The following is a 15,627-nucleotide window of genomic DNA, read 5'->3' on the forward strand; positions in this document are numbered from 1 at the left end:
TCCCAAACAACGATATGACCACCCGCATAGCAATTATCAGACACGGAAGCACAGCCTGGAATAAAGCAGGACGATTACAAGGCAGTTCAGACATTCCTTTGGACGAAGAAGGCAGGGAACAGGCCCGCAAGCTCGGCAAACGCCTCATGGGCGAGGACTGGGATATCGTGTACAGCAGCCGGCTGCAACGCGCCAAAGAAACCGCGCAGATCATTGCCGACGCAATTCAGCATCCGCACACCCTCCTGGAAGACGACCGCATCCGCGAAGCGGGAGGCGGCCTCACAGAAGGCACCACCGAAGAGGAACGCGTGCAGAAATGGGGCAGCGACTGGAAACTGCTGGACCTCGGCATCGAAACGCAGGAAGAAGTCATTGCGCGTGGAAAGGAATTCCTCACGGAACTGGTGGCCAAACACAGCGGTAAAAAAATCCTCATCGTCAGCCACGGCGGATTTATCCGGAAAATTATCCGGGAACTCGTGCCGGATGCGCCGCATCAGCCGATGTTAAAAAATACTTCCATCACGGAAATACTGCATGCAGATAATACCTGGAGTTGCCATCTTTACAATTGCGTGCAACACCTGGAAGAATAATCTTTTTTTATGCTCCATACCGACTTTTATCCATTCCCCACCATCACCACCAGCCGGCTGCTGCTCAGAGAGCTCCTGCCTGCGGATGATACGGCCATCAGGGACCTGCGCTCTAACCCGGACGTAAATACGTTCCTGGGAAGGCCGCCGGCTATCGACCTGGAAACTGCCCGGCAGTTTATCACCAGCACCAACAACCGCTTCGCCAATGCCGAAGGGCTCTACTGGGTCATCACTGCCCTCCCTTCTTCCCAACTGATTGGCACGATATGCCTCTGGAACTACCAGCCCCAGGACGGGAGCGTGGAGATAGGCTATGAGCTCCTCCCCGCCTTCCAGGGAAAGGGCTATATGCAGGAAGCGATAACAGCAGTGCTTACTTTCGCATTCGACCGCATGCACGCAGCATTGGTCAAAGCCATGGTGGTCGAAGCCAACCTCCGTTCCATAAAATCGCTGCAAAAACAGGGATTTACCGAAATTCCTGCGGAAAAGGAAGACCAGTTACTCATGTTTCACCTCACCCGGAAATAAATCGCGCGCGCTCGTTTACCAGAAACCCTGCGCTTTAATACTCGCATTGTCAATTCCCAGCTGCCGGAGGAACTTACGGGTATTACCCACCAGCCTGGAATTGCCCGCCAAAAAAAACATATACTTCGTATCCTGCGGCAGATCGCCCAGGTAGGCATCCAGCTGGTGGTAGTAGTCCTCCTGCCGGCTAACGACATGCAGGTTCAGCCAGGGGCAGTTCTCCGCTACCATCGCTTTATGGGCGGCTTGGTTCACCTGCAGGAATCCCGTGGTGACAGCCTCCCTGCCGGCCAGCTGCTGCAATGCGCTGAAATGCCCGATGGCGGTATGGTCCCCGATAAACACCGGCACCGTTCCCTCCACTGGCGCATGCCGCACGGAATCAATGGATACATAATGCAGCGGACTACCGGCTTCCAACGTCCGCAGCCACTGGCTTCCGCGGCCGGGGTGGCTCCCGTCTATAAACAGTGTGCAGGTTTTGGTGTCCGCATCCCAGCGGGCCGGCGTATAGTCGCAATAGTGAAAGTTGCTGATACGCGTAGCAATGCGCTGCGCAGCCGTCCAGTTTTCAGGCCGCGCCTGCGGCAGGTGTAAATCCAGCTCATAGTAATCGCCCGTATCCCAACAGCGCACTGCCAGTATGGTGGCGGATTTAATGAAGATATTTTCGATAAAGGAAATGTCCTTTTTTCTTGTGATTGTTTCCATACTACAAAGCAATCACAAAACGATGGGGAAAAATCGTACTAACGGGGGGAGTGATTGGACTATTCACGGAATTGCTTCCGGAACATCAGGGCGGTATGGCCCGTTACTTTTTTAAACAACCGGGTGAAATAACCTACATCCTCATAGCCCAGTTCATAGGCAATCTCCGTCACCGTCATACCCGTATGATACAGCAAGCGCTTGGCTTCCAGCACTACCAGCTGCTGTATATGCTGGGATACCGGCAGGCCGGTAATATCCTTAATGGTATCGTTCAGATGGGTTGGGGTAATATGCAACGCGGCCGCGTAATCCCCCGGGCTCTTCCACTCTTTAAAATGCGCTTGCAGCAGCTGCTGAAACTCCCGGTTGATGACGGCTGCGCGGGTAGTGTGCTGGAAATCCGCGCCGGCATCGTCGAGGCTTTCCGCGATGAGGGCCAGCATAGCCTGTAGCAAACCGTGGAGGGACAATGCCTTGAAGCCATTATGCTGCTCGTCTTTCAACCGCAGCATGATCTCCAGTATTTCATCCAGCTGCTCCTGCAGGCCCGCGGAAGGCCGCAAACTCATATTGGCGGCAAACCATTGATCCAGGTAAGGCTTCAGCGCGGCCGGCATCAGCGAGGCGTCAAAGCTCACCGTATAGGCGCGGGCGTTATTCACTTCAATCAATTGATGCACCTGCCCTGGCAGGATCATGATGATAAAATTCCCCGCTACTTCCGCCGCTTTGAAATCAATCGCCCCCCTGAAACTCCCGTCAAACGTGATGATCAACAGGTAGTGATCGTCGCGGTGAGGAGCAAAAAGGTCGTGGTGGTTCGCATGCACTTCCATCATCATATCCTGGTGGGCATGGATCTCCACCCCTGCCTTTACATGGTCCGGAAGTTTATAATGGGGAATAGGCGCCTTTCTCATGCAACAAAAATAAGCGCAATTGTTTTCCCCGGAAGCAAATGTCCGGATTACAACGGGTGCGCTTCGTTCAAAGGCAGCTACAGCAAGCCTCTCCGCCGGAAATTATTTTGATTTTTTCCAGATGGTATTAAACCCGCCGGTGCAGCCCAGCGGCAATAGCTCCGCCACCTGGCAATCGAAAGATTGCAGCGGTTTTATCTTTTTGGTAAGGAGTGAAAACGGGAATACATCCTCCACGAAATTCGTTTTGGAGAATTGAATGATCTCAAAGTTATTGGCGGCTGCCAGTGCGCGGAGGTCGCGCGTGGTGAAGAACTGCACATGGTCCAGGTTATCCGCCTGGGACTGTACCGTAGTACCTTTGTAACCCAGCATGCGTTTGAAGGTATTCACCGCGGCCTGCAGGCGCGGGCGCCGGCGCAGGCGCAGCATCGGCTTGGTCACCAGCACCTCCCGGGGGCCATTCCCATTGGGCACGGTTACAATCAGGGTGCCATCGTCTTTCAGTGACTGATAGATCGTCTTCAACAGCACACCCGGCTCATGAAGATGTTCCAGCACCTCGCTGCAAATCACAGCGTCGTATTGCTGGCCGCTGGCAATCAGCTCTTCCGCGCTGATTACGGCAAACTGTACATTGGGCAGGGTGTTTTTGCTTTTAGCCACGGCAATGGTCTTTTCGCTCACGTCGATCCCCAGCACTTCGTAGCCAAACTGGCCCAGATGGCGGGTAATAACCCCATTGCCGCAGCCTACATCGAGGATTTTCGCGTTGGCAGGTATAGCGGATTGCAGGCTGTCTGTAATAAAGTTCAGGCGCTTAATATCAGTTATGCGCTCGTATTCATAAGTAATCTTGGGGGACATCATGGATCAATACTACAAATTTTGCCTGTAATTTTCAAACCGCTCCCCAAATCACGGGCGCAACAGCTGCCGGGCACGGGAAAGGTTATCCGTAGCCTGCAGTATTTTACTTTTCAGCTTGGGATTGTAATCCGGATGGCTGTCTAAAAACTGCTGCACCACGCGCCAGGCCTGCTCGTCCTGGTAGTTGCCGAAAGTAGCATTGAGCCAGTTGGCCGGGAAAAAGATATCCCCCGTACGCTGGATATCTTCCAGCCATTCCAGGCTCTCCGGCAGGTACTTCGCGGAAGTAGCCTGCCGCAGCGGATGATGCAGGTAGTACAGCGCAGCCACCACCCAGGCCTCCTTGCTGCGGCCCCTGCGCTCCTTCAGGGAGGCGAAGAACTGGTCCCGCTCCGCCACGCTGGCGGATAAAGCCGGTATCAGGAAACGCAGCCGGTCCTTCTTATCCTCGTCCTTCAGCCGCGCTATCTGCTGCGGTATAACGCTAACGGCTGTATCATTTTTCAGCGTGAGCGTCAGCGCCAGCGAAATATAATCTTCTTCCGCCAGCTTCACTCCTTCCGGCGCTTCCTGCGCGGCCCATACCTTGTACATCCGCTCCCCGGTAGCGGCGGTGGTATAAACGTCCTGCAATGCCTTGAAGATCAGCTTGCGGTTATTGCCGGCCTGCTGTTGCTGCAAGGCCTCCCACAATTGCTTTTCCAGTGTAACGGCCACGCGTACACGATCCTCCGGCTTGGTAAACTCCCAGTACAGGGTGCTGATATAGTTGGTGAGTTGTTTGATGCTCGTTTCTTCTTTTTCCACGGCCAGCCCGGCAGCAAAAAGCTGCAGCAGCTCCTGTGGCTTGTAATAGCGGCCTGCCAGCATATTCTCATAAGCCGCCAGGTAAGCGCTCGCCCTGTTCAGCGCCGTACCGGCGGTGAACAGGCGCTGATTTACCGCCGTATCGGAAGGGAACAGGCCATAACCCAGGCCACTGGCGTTGAACAGGATGTACTGCGGCCGTGGCAGGCCGGCAGCGCCTTTGACGGTGAGCCGCGCGGCATTCATATCTACCTGGATCGTTTTTACCGACTCCGGATATACGAAAGTAATGTCAAACAGCTGCGGCCAGATGTCCGTGCCGCCAAACTCCGGCCGCTGCGTGATTTCCAGCTCCTTTACGCGGTTGCCGGCATAAGCAATGTTATAATCGAATACCGGGCGATGCGGCTGGTTAACCCATACGGCATTCCACTTGTAAAGGTTCTTTTTCGTGTATTTGGCGAGGATGGCGATCAGGTCATCCCAGGAGGCATTGCCATAAGCGTATTTTTTCAGGTACTCCCGCACGCCTTGCCGGAAATTATCCTTGCCCATGAGCAACTCTATCTGCCGCATCATGATCGGCGCCTTGTGATAAATGATATCGCCGTACATCGTGCCCGCTTCCTTCAGGTTATCCAGCTGCTGCCGGATGGGATTGGCCCCGCGGGTACGGTCCACATTATACGCGCGCGGATAGTGATCCTGCAGGAAGCGCAGGTTAAACTGTTCGGACCCGAGGATGTTTTCCGCCACCTTATCCGCCATGAAGTTGGCGAATACTTCTTTCATCCACACATCGTTGAACCATTTCATGGTAACGAGGTCCCCGAACCACATATGCGCCGTTTCGTGGGAAATCAGCTGGGTGCGGGATAGCAGCTGGTCCGTAGTTGGACTCTGCAAAAAGAAGGAAGCGGCTTTGTAATGCACTACGCCCGGGTGCTCCATCCCGCCGAACTGGAAGTCCGGGATAGCGGCATAGCCCATTTTCTGAAATGGATACGGGATGCCCGTCCATTTTTCCAGGAAGCTCACCGCCTCGCGGTGCAGGCGGAAAACGCTGTCGATATTGCTGCCGGGGTCCTTCTCCCGGTACAGCAGGGTTACCGGCTGGCCTTTGATGTCTTGTACGGCGGCCTTGAAAACGCCTGCCACAAAGGAAAACAAATAAGTAGGCAGTTTTTCCGTAGTCGCAAAATGCCAGGTAGTGGTACCGTCGGCATTTGCCACACTGTCTTTCAAGGCGCCGTTAGCCAGCACCGTCCACCCATTGGGCGCCGCCACAGTAAGGTCGTACGTGGCTTTCATATCCGGCTGGTCAAAGCAGGGAAACACTACCCTGGCCCGGTCCGGCACAAATAAAGCGTATAAAAATTCATTATTGCGGTTCAGCGAGCCATCGCCCGCCAGGAAGGTAATTTCGATTTCATTTTTCCCCGGCCGCAGCGCTGCTGCCGGTATGACCAAATGTTCTTCTTCCACCACAGGGCTCACGGGCTTTCCGTTCACCACCAGCAACGAGATATTGGCAGCAGGCTGTTTAAAGTCGAGCTGCAGGGGTTGCTGCGCATTGTTTAGGGAGCAGGTAATGCGCTCCTTTGCCGGAATACCCGCCGTTTTATTGGCAGGGAACTGGAACGTCAATGCATAATGCACATCTGCGATGTTGTGGAAACGCGCCGTTGCCAGCTCGCGGGATACGCCTGCGGTGACGGGCACGGCAGCCGGCTGTTGTTGGGCATATGCCAGCGGCGCCACCGCCAGCAGCAAGACAGAAGTCAATAAATTTTTCATCATAATTGGTTGGCCGAAGGTTGTAAATATAGGATTTTACAGCCATCATTTCCCTAACTTTAAAGTATGAAATACGAGACTGTTTTCCCGGACCCGCGCCTGCGGCATATCGTCCGGTTTTACTGGATACTGGAAAGCGGGGAGGGCTACACGCACCACTCCCTGGCGGACATGTGTCCGGAATTGTTATTTCATTACAACGGCAGGTTTGATGAACTCTCCGCCAACGGCAGTACAACCCCGGGCTTTATCGCCGGCATTCACGGTCAAAGCGCGCAGGTGAGCCGCCACCGGATCAACACCGGCTTCGGCATGATTGGCGTGTACCTCTACCCCCAGGCCATTCCGCTCGTCTTCGGCCTGCCCGCGGAGGAAGTCACCAACCAGATGCCGGACCTCTCTTCCCTCCTTAAATCTGAAGCGCAGATGCTGGAAGAGCGCATCTTTACCGCTCCCGGCAACGGGGAACGGATACGGCTCATCGAGCAATTTCTCCTGCGCCGGCTGGCCATTACCGAGAAGCCGGAACCGCCCGTATTTAAAGCCATTGCAGGTATCATCCAGTCCCACGGGCAGCATAGCATTGCGGAGCTGGCGGCCACGCACTATTTATCGGAACGGCAATTCCAGCGGCAGTTCCGCCACTATACGGGCTTTACGCCTAAGCTGTTCTCCCGCATCGCCCGCTTTCATGGCGCCATGAAACGTTATGGCGACAAAAACATCTCGCTCACCCAACTGGCGCTGGAATGCGGCTATTACGACCAGGCGCATTTTATACACGATTTCAGCCGCTTCTCCGGGCAACACCCACGTATATACTTTTCCGGCAAATCGGGCGCAACCGACTGGATGGAATAATGTCGGTTTTTTACAATTCCGCCCCACGTAGTGGCCCTAGTTTTGTGGAACAAATCATCAAAATATTTAGCTATGAACATTCCTACAGGACATCAAACCATTATGCCTTACCTGATTTTGAAGGATGCCAGTGCATTTCTCTCCTTTACGCAGGCGGTTTTCGGGGCTACGGTCACGCATAAGTCCATGCAGCCGGATGGTAACACGATCCGCCATGCGGAAGTGCAGGTGGGCGATTCCACCATCATGTTTAGCAATACCACGGCGGATTACGGGTCACAGCCGGCAGGGCTTTTCATTTATGTGCCGGATGCGGATGCCACGTTTAAAAAGGCGCTGGAGCATGGCGCTACCACGGTCATGGAAGTGGCGGACCAGCCGTATGGCCGCAGTGGCGGCGTACAGGACACGAACGACAACATCTGGTGGATTACTTCCGTGAAATAAGTGGCTGGTTGTATCTGAAAACATTAGTAAATTTACAGGTACACAACACATCCTGATTTACGCCATGGAACCCGCAACTACCACCAGGAAAGAAAAAATCATGAAATGGCTCAAACGCCTCGGCTTTTGGGGGTTCATGTTCTTTTTGCTGAAAGGGCTTTTCTGGCTGTACCTGATTTACTGGGTAGCCAAATAAAAACGATATCGCACAAAGGCCGGCATTTTTATACTGCCGGCCTTTGTTTTTTTAGGGGGGAAAGATTTAAGGCTGCCCCGCTGTGAGGTCCCGTTGCTGCGGGCATTATAACACTTCAATAAAGCCATCGGTACCATTTACCCTTATGCGTTCCCCATCCCGGATGAGCTTTGTAGCGTTTTCCACGCCCACTACAGCCGGTAATCCGTATTCCCTGGCAATTACCGCACCGTGCGTCATAAGGCCGCCTACTTCCGTCACCAGTCCTTTGATGCCCACGAACACGGGCGTCCAGCTGGGGTCAGTGAAGGCGGTAACGAGGATATCCCCCGTTTCGAGTCGCGCCTCGGCGAGGTCGTGAATCACCCGGGCACGCCCTTCCACCACGCCGGAGGATACCGCCAATCCAACGATGGCGTTCTCAGGAATATTTTCCCGTGTGTACCTGCCCGTTATAACTTCTCCATCGGAGGTCATTACCCGTGGCGGCGTGAGTTTTTCGTATTGCAGGAAGGCGGTTTTCCGCTGGTCGATCAGGGATGGGTCCACCCGCTGCGACTCAATAGCCTCGCGTAATTCCTGGAAGCTGAGGTAAAAAATATCCATCGCCTCTTTGATCACGCCCGCCTGTTGCAATCGCGCCGCTTCGGCCATCAGCGCCTGCTTGTAGTAGAAGTTGCGCTTGATGATGCTGTATTTCGGGAACTCCCGGAAACCGCTGTATTCCCGCACCAGTTGGATCATACGTTTGGTTTCTTCCGCTTTCGCTTCCCCGTCCGGCAACTGGCGTAACCGTTCGAGTATCTCCTTTTCCTTGTCCGTAGCCGCTTTGAGGCCCTGCTCAAATTTGCGGGCCGCAGCGCCGGGCTCAAAGTTGCGGATATTATTGAGGATCATAGGCAGGAGGATGGCGGGGTTCTCCGCCCAGCGGGTTTTGGTAAGGTCTATTTCGCCGGCGCAGCGCATGCCGTATTTTTCGAGGAAGTCCGTAATAGCCGCAGCGGATTCCGCGCCGCCCGGCAGGGATGGCAGTTGTGCCAGGAAGTTTTCGGAGGTAGTGCGTTCCAGGAAGGATACCACTTCCGGGTAATGGCGGATTACGTCCGCCACGTTCATGAGGGCGAGCCCCATTTCGGAGGTAACGTTGTCTGGTACGGACTGGGTGAGCGTGTCCGCCACGTTCTTATCGCCCAGCCATTCCTGGATATGTTCGTTGAGCCAGGTGGCGGCGTTCATGGCGGTAACGATCACGTTCAATGTTTGCGGATCGAACAGCACTTTGGCCGAACCGGGAATATGCGCGAGGATGAAATCAATTAGTTCTACCCCCTGCTTACCTTTAATCTCTTCTTTGAGTTGCGCGTTAGCCGCTTCGTTGGCGGCAATGAGCGTGCCTACTAAATGCGGATCGTATTCGATTTTCACTGAATAATCGTGCATCGGGTGCACACCCGTTTCTTCCTTATCCGTACTGAATTCCGGCCGTTGCAGCAGGGTATGCAGGGCATCCTTGATAAGCGGGTCCGATTTCCCCAGCACGCCGGTAAGCATGGCTCTGCGCGCGGGCACAGCCAGATCCGGCGCGATATCCACAAACAGCCGGCCTGCGGCTTCGTACATGGGCCGCTGCGTCGTCAGCTGGAAGAGCGATAAGCCCAGGGGCTTCATGGCATCCGTCATCATCTGCTGGTGGCCAACGGAAATGAACGCATGAAACTGATCATCATTCGTCGCGGGGATGGGGAATAGCGTGGTGATTGGCCTGCTTTGTACGATATAGAAAGTACCGCCGGCGAGGCACCATTCAATATCCTGCGGCTGGCCGAAGTGCGCCTCTATCTGCCGCCCCAGCTGCTCCAGTGCAAGTAGCTGAACGTCTGTCAGCACGGTTGCCTTTTGCCGCTCCGTAGCGATGGCTTGCTGCCTGGTGCCCCCGTTGTTTTCCGGGAAGATACCGAGTTGCTTCACTGAAATTTTTCTCCCAACAATAACCCCCTGCGAAATTTTATAGTTATCCGCATTTACCAGTCCGGCTACCAGCGCCTCCCCGAGGCCAAAACCAGCATCGACGGACACCGTTTTCCGGTTGCCGGTAACCGGATCTGCGGTGAACAGGATGCCTGCCGCCTCCGGGAACACCATTTGCTGGATCACCACTGCCAGCTGGACTTTGCGGTGATCGAAGCCCTGCTGTATGCGGTAGATGACCGCCCGCTCCGTGAACAGGGAAGCCCAGCATTTGCTGATATGCTCCAACACGGCGGCGATGCCAATGACGTTCAGGAAGGTATCCTGCTGACCCGCGAAAGAGGCCGTGGGCAAGTCTTCCGCGGTAGCGCTGGACCTCACGGCCACCGACGTGGCGGCCATGCCTTTCAGCTGCCGGGTAACCGCTTCCCGTATGTCCGCCGGGATGGGCAGCTGTTCGATTTCCCTGCGGATGCGCGCCGCTTGCTCCGCGATGGCCGCGTGATCCTGCGACGGCAAAGCAGCCAGCTCATCCAAAAGTCGGCTTACCTCCGGCGAAGAATGGACTACCTGCCGGAAAGCCGCTGTGGTAACGCAAAAGCCCGGCGGCACGTGGATGCCATCGATACGGGAAAGTTCTCCGAGGTTGGCGCCTTTACCGCCAACGGTGGCGAGCATGGAACGATCAGTTTCCGTGAAGTTGCAAACATAGGACTGCATAATGAGCGGATGGAATTTATGGGTTATGAGAGATGGTGAATGGTGCAAAGGTAGTATTGGAAACGGGAAATGCTCTAACAATCTTTTAATTTTTAAGCGGACGCTTACATTAGAAATGCCAGTAACGCTTAGCAGGCAATTATCCGGGGCTCGTTACAGGTGGTGTCTATTACTATCACCTCATTTGCAAATTCCATGTAAAACAACGGATATGCTTTTACTTCGAATGAAAATTCCTTTGTAGCGCCGGGGGATACTATCTCCCGTTCTTTTGCAATATTATTTTTAGCTCCGTTGGAGGCAATAGTATAGAATTGAATTTGTGTTGAAATTAAGGCGGCTTTTGCGTTATTTAAGACATGTACTTCACATACTTCATCTTTCATCAGGATGCTGAACGTAATACCCTGGATTATAAAACTGTCACCGGGAAACATCAGTCCATATCCATGCATCCTTAGCAACAGGTGATCCATATTGGCGTATGGATTTTTCTCATAAAACCGGATTTTCGGATTGTTTTGTCGCAACCTTAATGCAACCACATTATTCAAGGCAACGGGCAGGCGTAGTTTAAGATGGTCGTAAATTTTTGTTTTGGCCTTCTTCTCTATGACATACTCCGCTATATGCGTCGCCAGTGGAATATGCGCAGATTTTTGGTAAGCTACATGATTGATTTCGAAATGCAGCAGGAACCATTGTTCAATGGCAATACTGTTGAAAGCAATATTCACCCGGGGGTGCTGCTGGGCCAGCAGATAGGAGTTTTCATGGTGTGGATGGCCGTCTTTGTCGTACACGGCCCAGGCCTCGTTATGACCGGCTTCCTCCATTCGCTTTTGCGCTTCCCTGACATAACGGGTAGGCACCGCCTTGTATTCCTTTTCAATATCCAGCGATAACGGCGTGCTGACAGCATGGAGCTTTCTAAGTTTTCGGCCGGACTTATGTTCCACTGCATTCGTAGTCGTTCCAGCTTCTTCAGCTGGCAACGGAAATATATCAATTGCGTCCCACGCCTTCAACTCATTGGCGAATCCTCTCAGATAGGATGGGGTAACTTCGGAATCTTCACAAACAATGACCATTGTTCTTAACAATGGTTTCTTAATGATTCTTGTCATTCTGAAAAAATAGCTTCAATGTCTTGTATTTCAGGAAGGGCGCCAAATTTACCCGCCAGGTACCACTTATCAAATGGGCTATCTTCTCTAATATCCTCAAAGTCCTGCGCGCTATAGATTTCCGTTGCGCCGTCTGGCTGTTTCGAAGCAAACCAGATTTGGTCCGATCTGAACATATCGCGGTCTATCAGGTTGGCTTCATGTGTAGTAAACACCAACTGGGCGTTCTTTTTATTGATTGTTGAATTATTAAAGAGGGAAACTAAGAACCGGGCTACTTTCGGATGCAGGCTATTATCAAGTTCATCAAAGAAAACAATGCTTCCTTCCTCGATTGCGTTTAGGATGTACGCACCCAGGGCAAAGAGCACATTTGTGCCGGACGATTCCTCGCGGAATGGCCATGAAACGCTGTAAAGAATTTCGCCCTTCTTGTCCCTGACATTATAAACAGAATACAATTTTTCTGTATGGTGCGACATGTCATAGTGAAGTATTTGGGACCCTTCCTTTATAACCAGATGATTCTTAAAGCCTGTACCAAATCGTCCTGATTCTGTATCTGCATCACCATTTACTTCTATTTCGTCAATCCTGGTATCGCAAGCTTTAATAAGTTTTATGAGTTTTTTAAAAAATTGCTCTCCTTTTTTAGGCAGCATATCATTGATAACTTTCTCCGTTAACTGCTGAATGCCATAGGTGGTATTGCTACTCCAAACTTTCCAGGATGCAAAGTAGGTAAAGACTGCATTCAGAAATGCATCAGGGATATCGAAACCAAATTTTGCCAGTGCCGGCTGGGTTTTAAATACTTTAAGACTGGGCGGAAATACATCGTAATCAATGTCGGGAATAGTACTGTTTAATATGACCAGGTCTACCTCCCCATTGTGTGGATCAGGCGCCCGTTTATAAATATTTTTAATGATTTTCTTCGGAAAATAATTTAGCTCTTCCTTTGTTACTTTGACTCCGTCAAAAGCAATTACATAACTATACTTCACATTATTCAATAAGAATACACACTTATACTCTGTAGGAGCAGCCATCGTTTCCAGGGATAATCCAAAGGCATCATGGATAGCCATCTCCTCCCCTTTTAAAACACGGTAACCCGTTAAAAGCGTTTTGAAGTTAAGGGCCGCTTTAATGAAATTACTTTTACCGGAGGCATTGGCGCCATACATCACTGCTGATCTTACCAGGGTGACTTTTCCACCGGCGGCCAATTCAATATCGAAAGTATTCGAAGCCCTTTTATTCTTCGTGGCTTCAGCAACCATTGTGAACACTTGCTCATCACGAATGGACCGATAATTCTTTACTGAAAATTCCAATAACATAAATGTGAAATTACAAAAAACACCTTACAATATGCTAAAAATCTCCTATAGCATCCATTTTTTTGTAAAAAAATTACATAAAATAGCCTACTTATTCCCAGCAAACCTTATATACATTATTAGATAACTGTATATCAGCAGGCAGCTTGCCTTTTGGCAAGCCCTTTGCAACTCCCTGTCTCATTTTTCGTACATTTAATCATGGAGATTTTTTTCGAAGGCCCGGTACTATGGGCGCAACTGGATGCCAACATGCACATGCGGCATAGTGCGTACGCCGACTTTGCAGCGCAGGCGCGGCTCAACATGCTGGATAAACTTGGAATGAAAGCGGAAGAACTTGTAGCGCTGAAGCTGGGGCCCATCCTGTTCAGGGAGGAGCTGATCTATCACCGGGAGGTGGGGCCCAACGATTACCTGAAGGTCACCTGCGTGATGACGAAATCCCGCAGGGATGGCAGCAGGTGGTCCATCCGGCACGAGATATTCCGGAAGGACGGCGTAAAGGCCGCTACCATTAATGTGGATGGCGCCTGGCTGGACGTTGTGATGCGAAAACTAGGCACGCTGCCGGAGCATTTGTACCAGAAATTCAAGCAGCTTCCCGTGAGCGAAGATTACGTGGAAGAATAAAAGAGAAAGTCCGTTCCTGTAAACACAGCAACGGACTTCTTTTTTCAAAGGGGAACAATCAGCGACGGGTAATGGGTTTTTCACGGAAATAGACTAACCTGCCCGCTTCCAATTCCTTGATAAAAGGCAGGTTGTTTTGTATATAAGACTTGGTGGATTGTTCAAAATAGCTGTCGAGCTGGAAGAATTTGGCGGCACGGGTAGCGCCGAGGAGTTTATTCATCCGGCGGAAGTAGCGCATCTGGAGGTGACTGTATTCCAGGTCGTTGTTCATCATCTGTTTGGTCAGGGAGTTCAATTTCTTTTCGTCCAGGGAGGAAAATTCTTCGTTGTACATCCTGAGCAGCGCCAGTCGCTCCGCCTGCCAGGGCTGTTTGTCCGTTTCATAATCCATCATGGCTTCCTGGAAGCCTCTGCTTTCAACAGGTGAAATGCGCAGGTAATCTTTCATCAGGGCATCTTTGTTCTTGCCATAAATTTCCGTGATGATGTCCTCCCCTTCCAGTGGCATGGCCACCCGGACGGCCTGGGCATGCGCTCCCAAATTGGCTAACAATACCAGCAGCAAACAAAACAAATTTCTCATCTTGATAAAGGTTTTTGGTGATCGGTTATTTGAGATCCAACGCCCATTGGCGCATATCACCCAGGCACGGCTTTGCCTGTAAAATTTCCGGAATGTTTCCCGTTGTTGTAACTGCATCCAACTGTCCAATACTTCAGGGGCTCTAACAAATGAAAGGGTTTTCATACGATTACCAGATGCCGGCGTAATACTAAAACCAACAATACACGGCTCAGCCTGATGTAGTACTTGCTATTCGCTGTGACGTATCGCTTCCAGTTTCGCGGTTACCTTAAGCTACGGTTACATTGAATTTAAACGACATTGCGGCTTAGATCTCTGTCATGTAAATATTTATTTCATTCACACTCATTTTTAAATTCATAGGAAATCCTCCTCAGCAGGGCGTTACGGCCTGTCAGATTCGGGTTACTATATATTGAAAAAAGTTACGTCAGAAAATTGCGGAGTGTGATCACTCCGCAGTCATTCATTATAATTCCACGTTACGAAAAAGAAGTATCTTTTATCAATAGTTTTTTTCGCTTTAATAATATTGATACAGGCTACTTTTCGACTAAGAACATTTGAATGATGCCAGAGGTCATGCTTAGGAGTCAATCGTTATAATTACGCAGGACTCCAAATTTAATTGTTAGTTTTTTATCCACCAAAAAAATAAATTTATCCACAGTTCAAACAATTCAGGGAAACAAAAAAGCCCCCGGACTACGGAGGCTTTCAGCGGATTTAGCCAAACTTTATAACTCTGCGAACCTGATGTAAAACTTACCATACGAACCCCAGCTCCCCAGCGCGTCTGTCATATCCTTATGCATTTGCGCGCGGGTTACTTTCTTTCCTTTTTTATTCGGCAGGAGTTGATCGGCCGGGATGGATTCCGCGAGTACCTTGGTGGCGAACCAGGTGACGTGTTCGTGCGGGAGGGCCACGCCGAGGATCATCCCCGGCAGGCCGGTGAAGGACTCCGGCCCACCAGGCGGCACTATCTGGTCCGTATAAAAGGCTACGACGTAGATGCTGTCCATAATCACTGCGTTGGCGCGGCGGCAATCGAACCCTGCAATATTCCTTGTTTCATCCGTGATCTTCCAGTTGATATGCCGCAGGCTATCCTGCACGAGGAAAGTTTGTTCGAAAATATGTTTCTGCGAAACGGTGCGGCCGGCGTTCAGCAGGTTGTACACTACGTTATCATTGGCGGGAAACTCGCGGGATACCTTCGCATCCGGACTCTCCTTTCCTGGCTTGAATAATGTTACCGAGTCCGTAAACCAGCAATCGAAATACTGCGTGGCGAACTGCGGATAGCGTTGCAGCTCCACCTGCATCCAGCCATTGTCCAAATCATCCTTGTTCATTTCCTTTATGATCGCATGTAAGTTGATGCGCTTCTCAAATTCAATCCGCCCGGTGGTGAAAAACATCGCTTCCTGCGCTTTCACCATTTGTATTGCGCTTATACACAGGAATACTCCTACAAGTATTTTCATTTTCATACA

General features: G+C 51.4%; 15 protein-coding genes. 6 read left to right on the forward strand and 9 right to left on the reverse strand.

Annotated elements, in window-relative coordinates; genetic code table 11:
• The first annotated feature begins 14 nt into the window (after nt 1-14).
• A complete protein-coding gene (locus BOC67_RS15855) occupies nt 15-599 on the forward strand; it encodes a histidine phosphatase family protein (RefSeq protein ID WP_291911583.1) in 585 nt (194 codons plus the stop codon).
• Between the two features lie 9 nt (nt 600-608).
• Nucleotides 609-1,133, forward strand: coding sequence for a GNAT family N-acetyltransferase (locus tag BOC67_RS15860; protein WP_291911584.1), 525 nt, complete (start codon nt 609-611; stop codon nt 1,131-1,133).
• Between the two features lie 15 nt (nt 1,134-1,148).
• On the opposite strand, the gene BOC67_RS15865 is transcribed toward BOC67_RS15860, so the two are convergent.
• The 4 genes from BOC67_RS15865 to BOC67_RS15880 all read right to left on the reverse strand — a co-directional run bounded on the left by BOC67_RS15865 (nt 1,149) and on the right by BOC67_RS15880 (nt 6,244).
• Nucleotides 1,149-1,844 carry an SIP domain-containing protein gene (locus tag BOC67_RS15865; protein ID WP_291911585.1) on the reverse strand — a complete coding sequence of 232 codons (696 nt, stop codon included), beginning with the start codon at nt 1,842-1,844 and terminating at the stop codon, nt 1,149-1,151.
• A 59-nt stretch (nt 1,845-1,903) separates the two neighbouring features.
• Nucleotides 1,904-2,767 carry an AraC family transcriptional regulator gene (locus BOC67_RS15870; RefSeq protein WP_291911586.1) on the reverse strand — a complete coding sequence of 288 codons (864 nt, stop codon included), beginning with the start codon at nt 2,765-2,767 and terminating at the stop codon, nt 1,904-1,906.
• Between the two features lie 102 nt (nt 2,768-2,869).
• Entirely contained in the window at nt 2,870-3,637 is a 768-nt protein-coding gene (locus BOC67_RS15875; protein WP_291911587.1) for a class I SAM-dependent methyltransferase, read from the reverse strand.
• A 48-nt stretch (nt 3,638-3,685) separates the two neighbouring features.
• Nucleotides 3,686-6,244: a M1 family aminopeptidase gene (locus BOC67_RS15880; RefSeq protein WP_291911588.1), complete on the reverse strand. Its 2,559-nt coding sequence runs from the start codon at nt 6,242-6,244 to the stop codon at nt 3,686-3,688.
• 63 nt (nt 6,245-6,307) lie between these two features.
• On the opposite strand from BOC67_RS15880, the gene BOC67_RS15885 reads away from it, so the two are divergent.
• From BOC67_RS15885 to BOC67_RS15895, 3 genes are all read left to right on the forward strand, one after another.
• Entirely contained in the window at nt 6,308-7,102 is a 795-nt protein-coding gene (locus BOC67_RS15885) for an AraC family transcriptional regulator (RefSeq protein ID WP_291911589.1), read from the forward strand.
• Nucleotides 7,103-7,174: 72 nt separating this feature from the next.
• Nucleotides 7,175-7,549 (forward strand): VOC family protein, encoded by a 375-nt coding sequence (locus BOC67_RS15890; protein WP_291911590.1) that lies wholly within the window; start codon nt 7,175-7,177, stop codon nt 7,547-7,549.
• Nucleotides 7,550-7,613: 64 nt separating this feature from the next.
• Complete coding sequence (locus BOC67_RS15895) at nt 7,614-7,745, forward strand: alanyl-tRNA synthetase (protein WP_291911591.1); 132 nt, start codon at nt 7,614-7,616, stop codon at nt 7,743-7,745.
• A 105-nt stretch (nt 7,746-7,850) separates the two neighbouring features.
• On the opposite strand, the gene rph is transcribed toward BOC67_RS15895, so the two are convergent.
• From rph to BOC67_RS15910, 3 genes are all read right to left on the reverse strand, one after another.
• Nucleotides 7,851-10,433 (reverse strand): rifamycin-inactivating phosphotransferase, encoded by a 2,583-nt coding sequence (rph, locus tag BOC67_RS15900; protein WP_291911592.1) that lies wholly within the window; start codon nt 10,431-10,433, stop codon nt 7,851-7,853.
• Nucleotides 10,434-10,561: 128 nt separating this feature from the next.
• Entirely contained in the window at nt 10,562-11,560 is a 999-nt protein-coding gene (locus BOC67_RS15905) for an RloB domain-containing protein (protein WP_291911593.1), read from the reverse strand.
• Complete coding sequence (locus BOC67_RS15910) at nt 11,557-12,906, reverse strand: ATP/GTP-binding protein (protein WP_291911594.1); 1,350 nt, start codon at nt 12,904-12,906, stop codon at nt 11,557-11,559. Before BOC67_RS15910 ends, BOC67_RS15905 begins: the two co-directional genes overlap by 4 nt.
• A gap of 201 nt (nt 12,907-13,107) precedes the next feature.
• Here BOC67_RS15910 and BOC67_RS15915 point away from each other — a divergent pair, with 201 nt between their 5' ends.
• Nucleotides 13,108-13,539 (forward strand): thioesterase family protein, encoded by a 432-nt coding sequence (locus BOC67_RS15915; protein WP_291911595.1) that lies wholly within the window; start codon nt 13,108-13,110, stop codon nt 13,537-13,539.
• Between the two features lie 58 nt (nt 13,540-13,597).
• Here BOC67_RS15915 and BOC67_RS15920 read toward each other — a convergent pair whose 3' ends face one another.
• Together BOC67_RS15920 and BOC67_RS15925 are read right to left on the reverse strand one after the other, a co-directional pair.
• Nucleotides 13,598-14,125 carry a hypothetical protein gene (locus BOC67_RS15920; protein WP_291911596.1) on the reverse strand — a complete coding sequence of 176 codons (528 nt, stop codon included), beginning with the start codon at nt 14,123-14,125 and terminating at the stop codon, nt 13,598-13,600.
• Between the two features lie 740 nt (nt 14,126-14,865).
• The gene (locus tag BOC67_RS15925) at nt 14,866-15,624 is read right to left on the reverse strand and encodes a GLPGLI family protein (RefSeq protein ID WP_291911597.1); all 759 of its coding nucleotides are present in this window, start codon (nt 15,622-15,624) and stop codon (nt 14,866-14,868) included.
• Between the last annotated feature and the right edge of the window lie 3 nt (nt 15,625-15,627).

It is taken from the genome of Chitinophaga sp. CB10 (assembly GCA_001870995.2).
In the GTDB taxonomy this organism is placed as follows: domain Bacteria; phylum Bacteroidota; class Bacteroidia; order Chitinophagales; family Chitinophagaceae; genus Chitinophaga.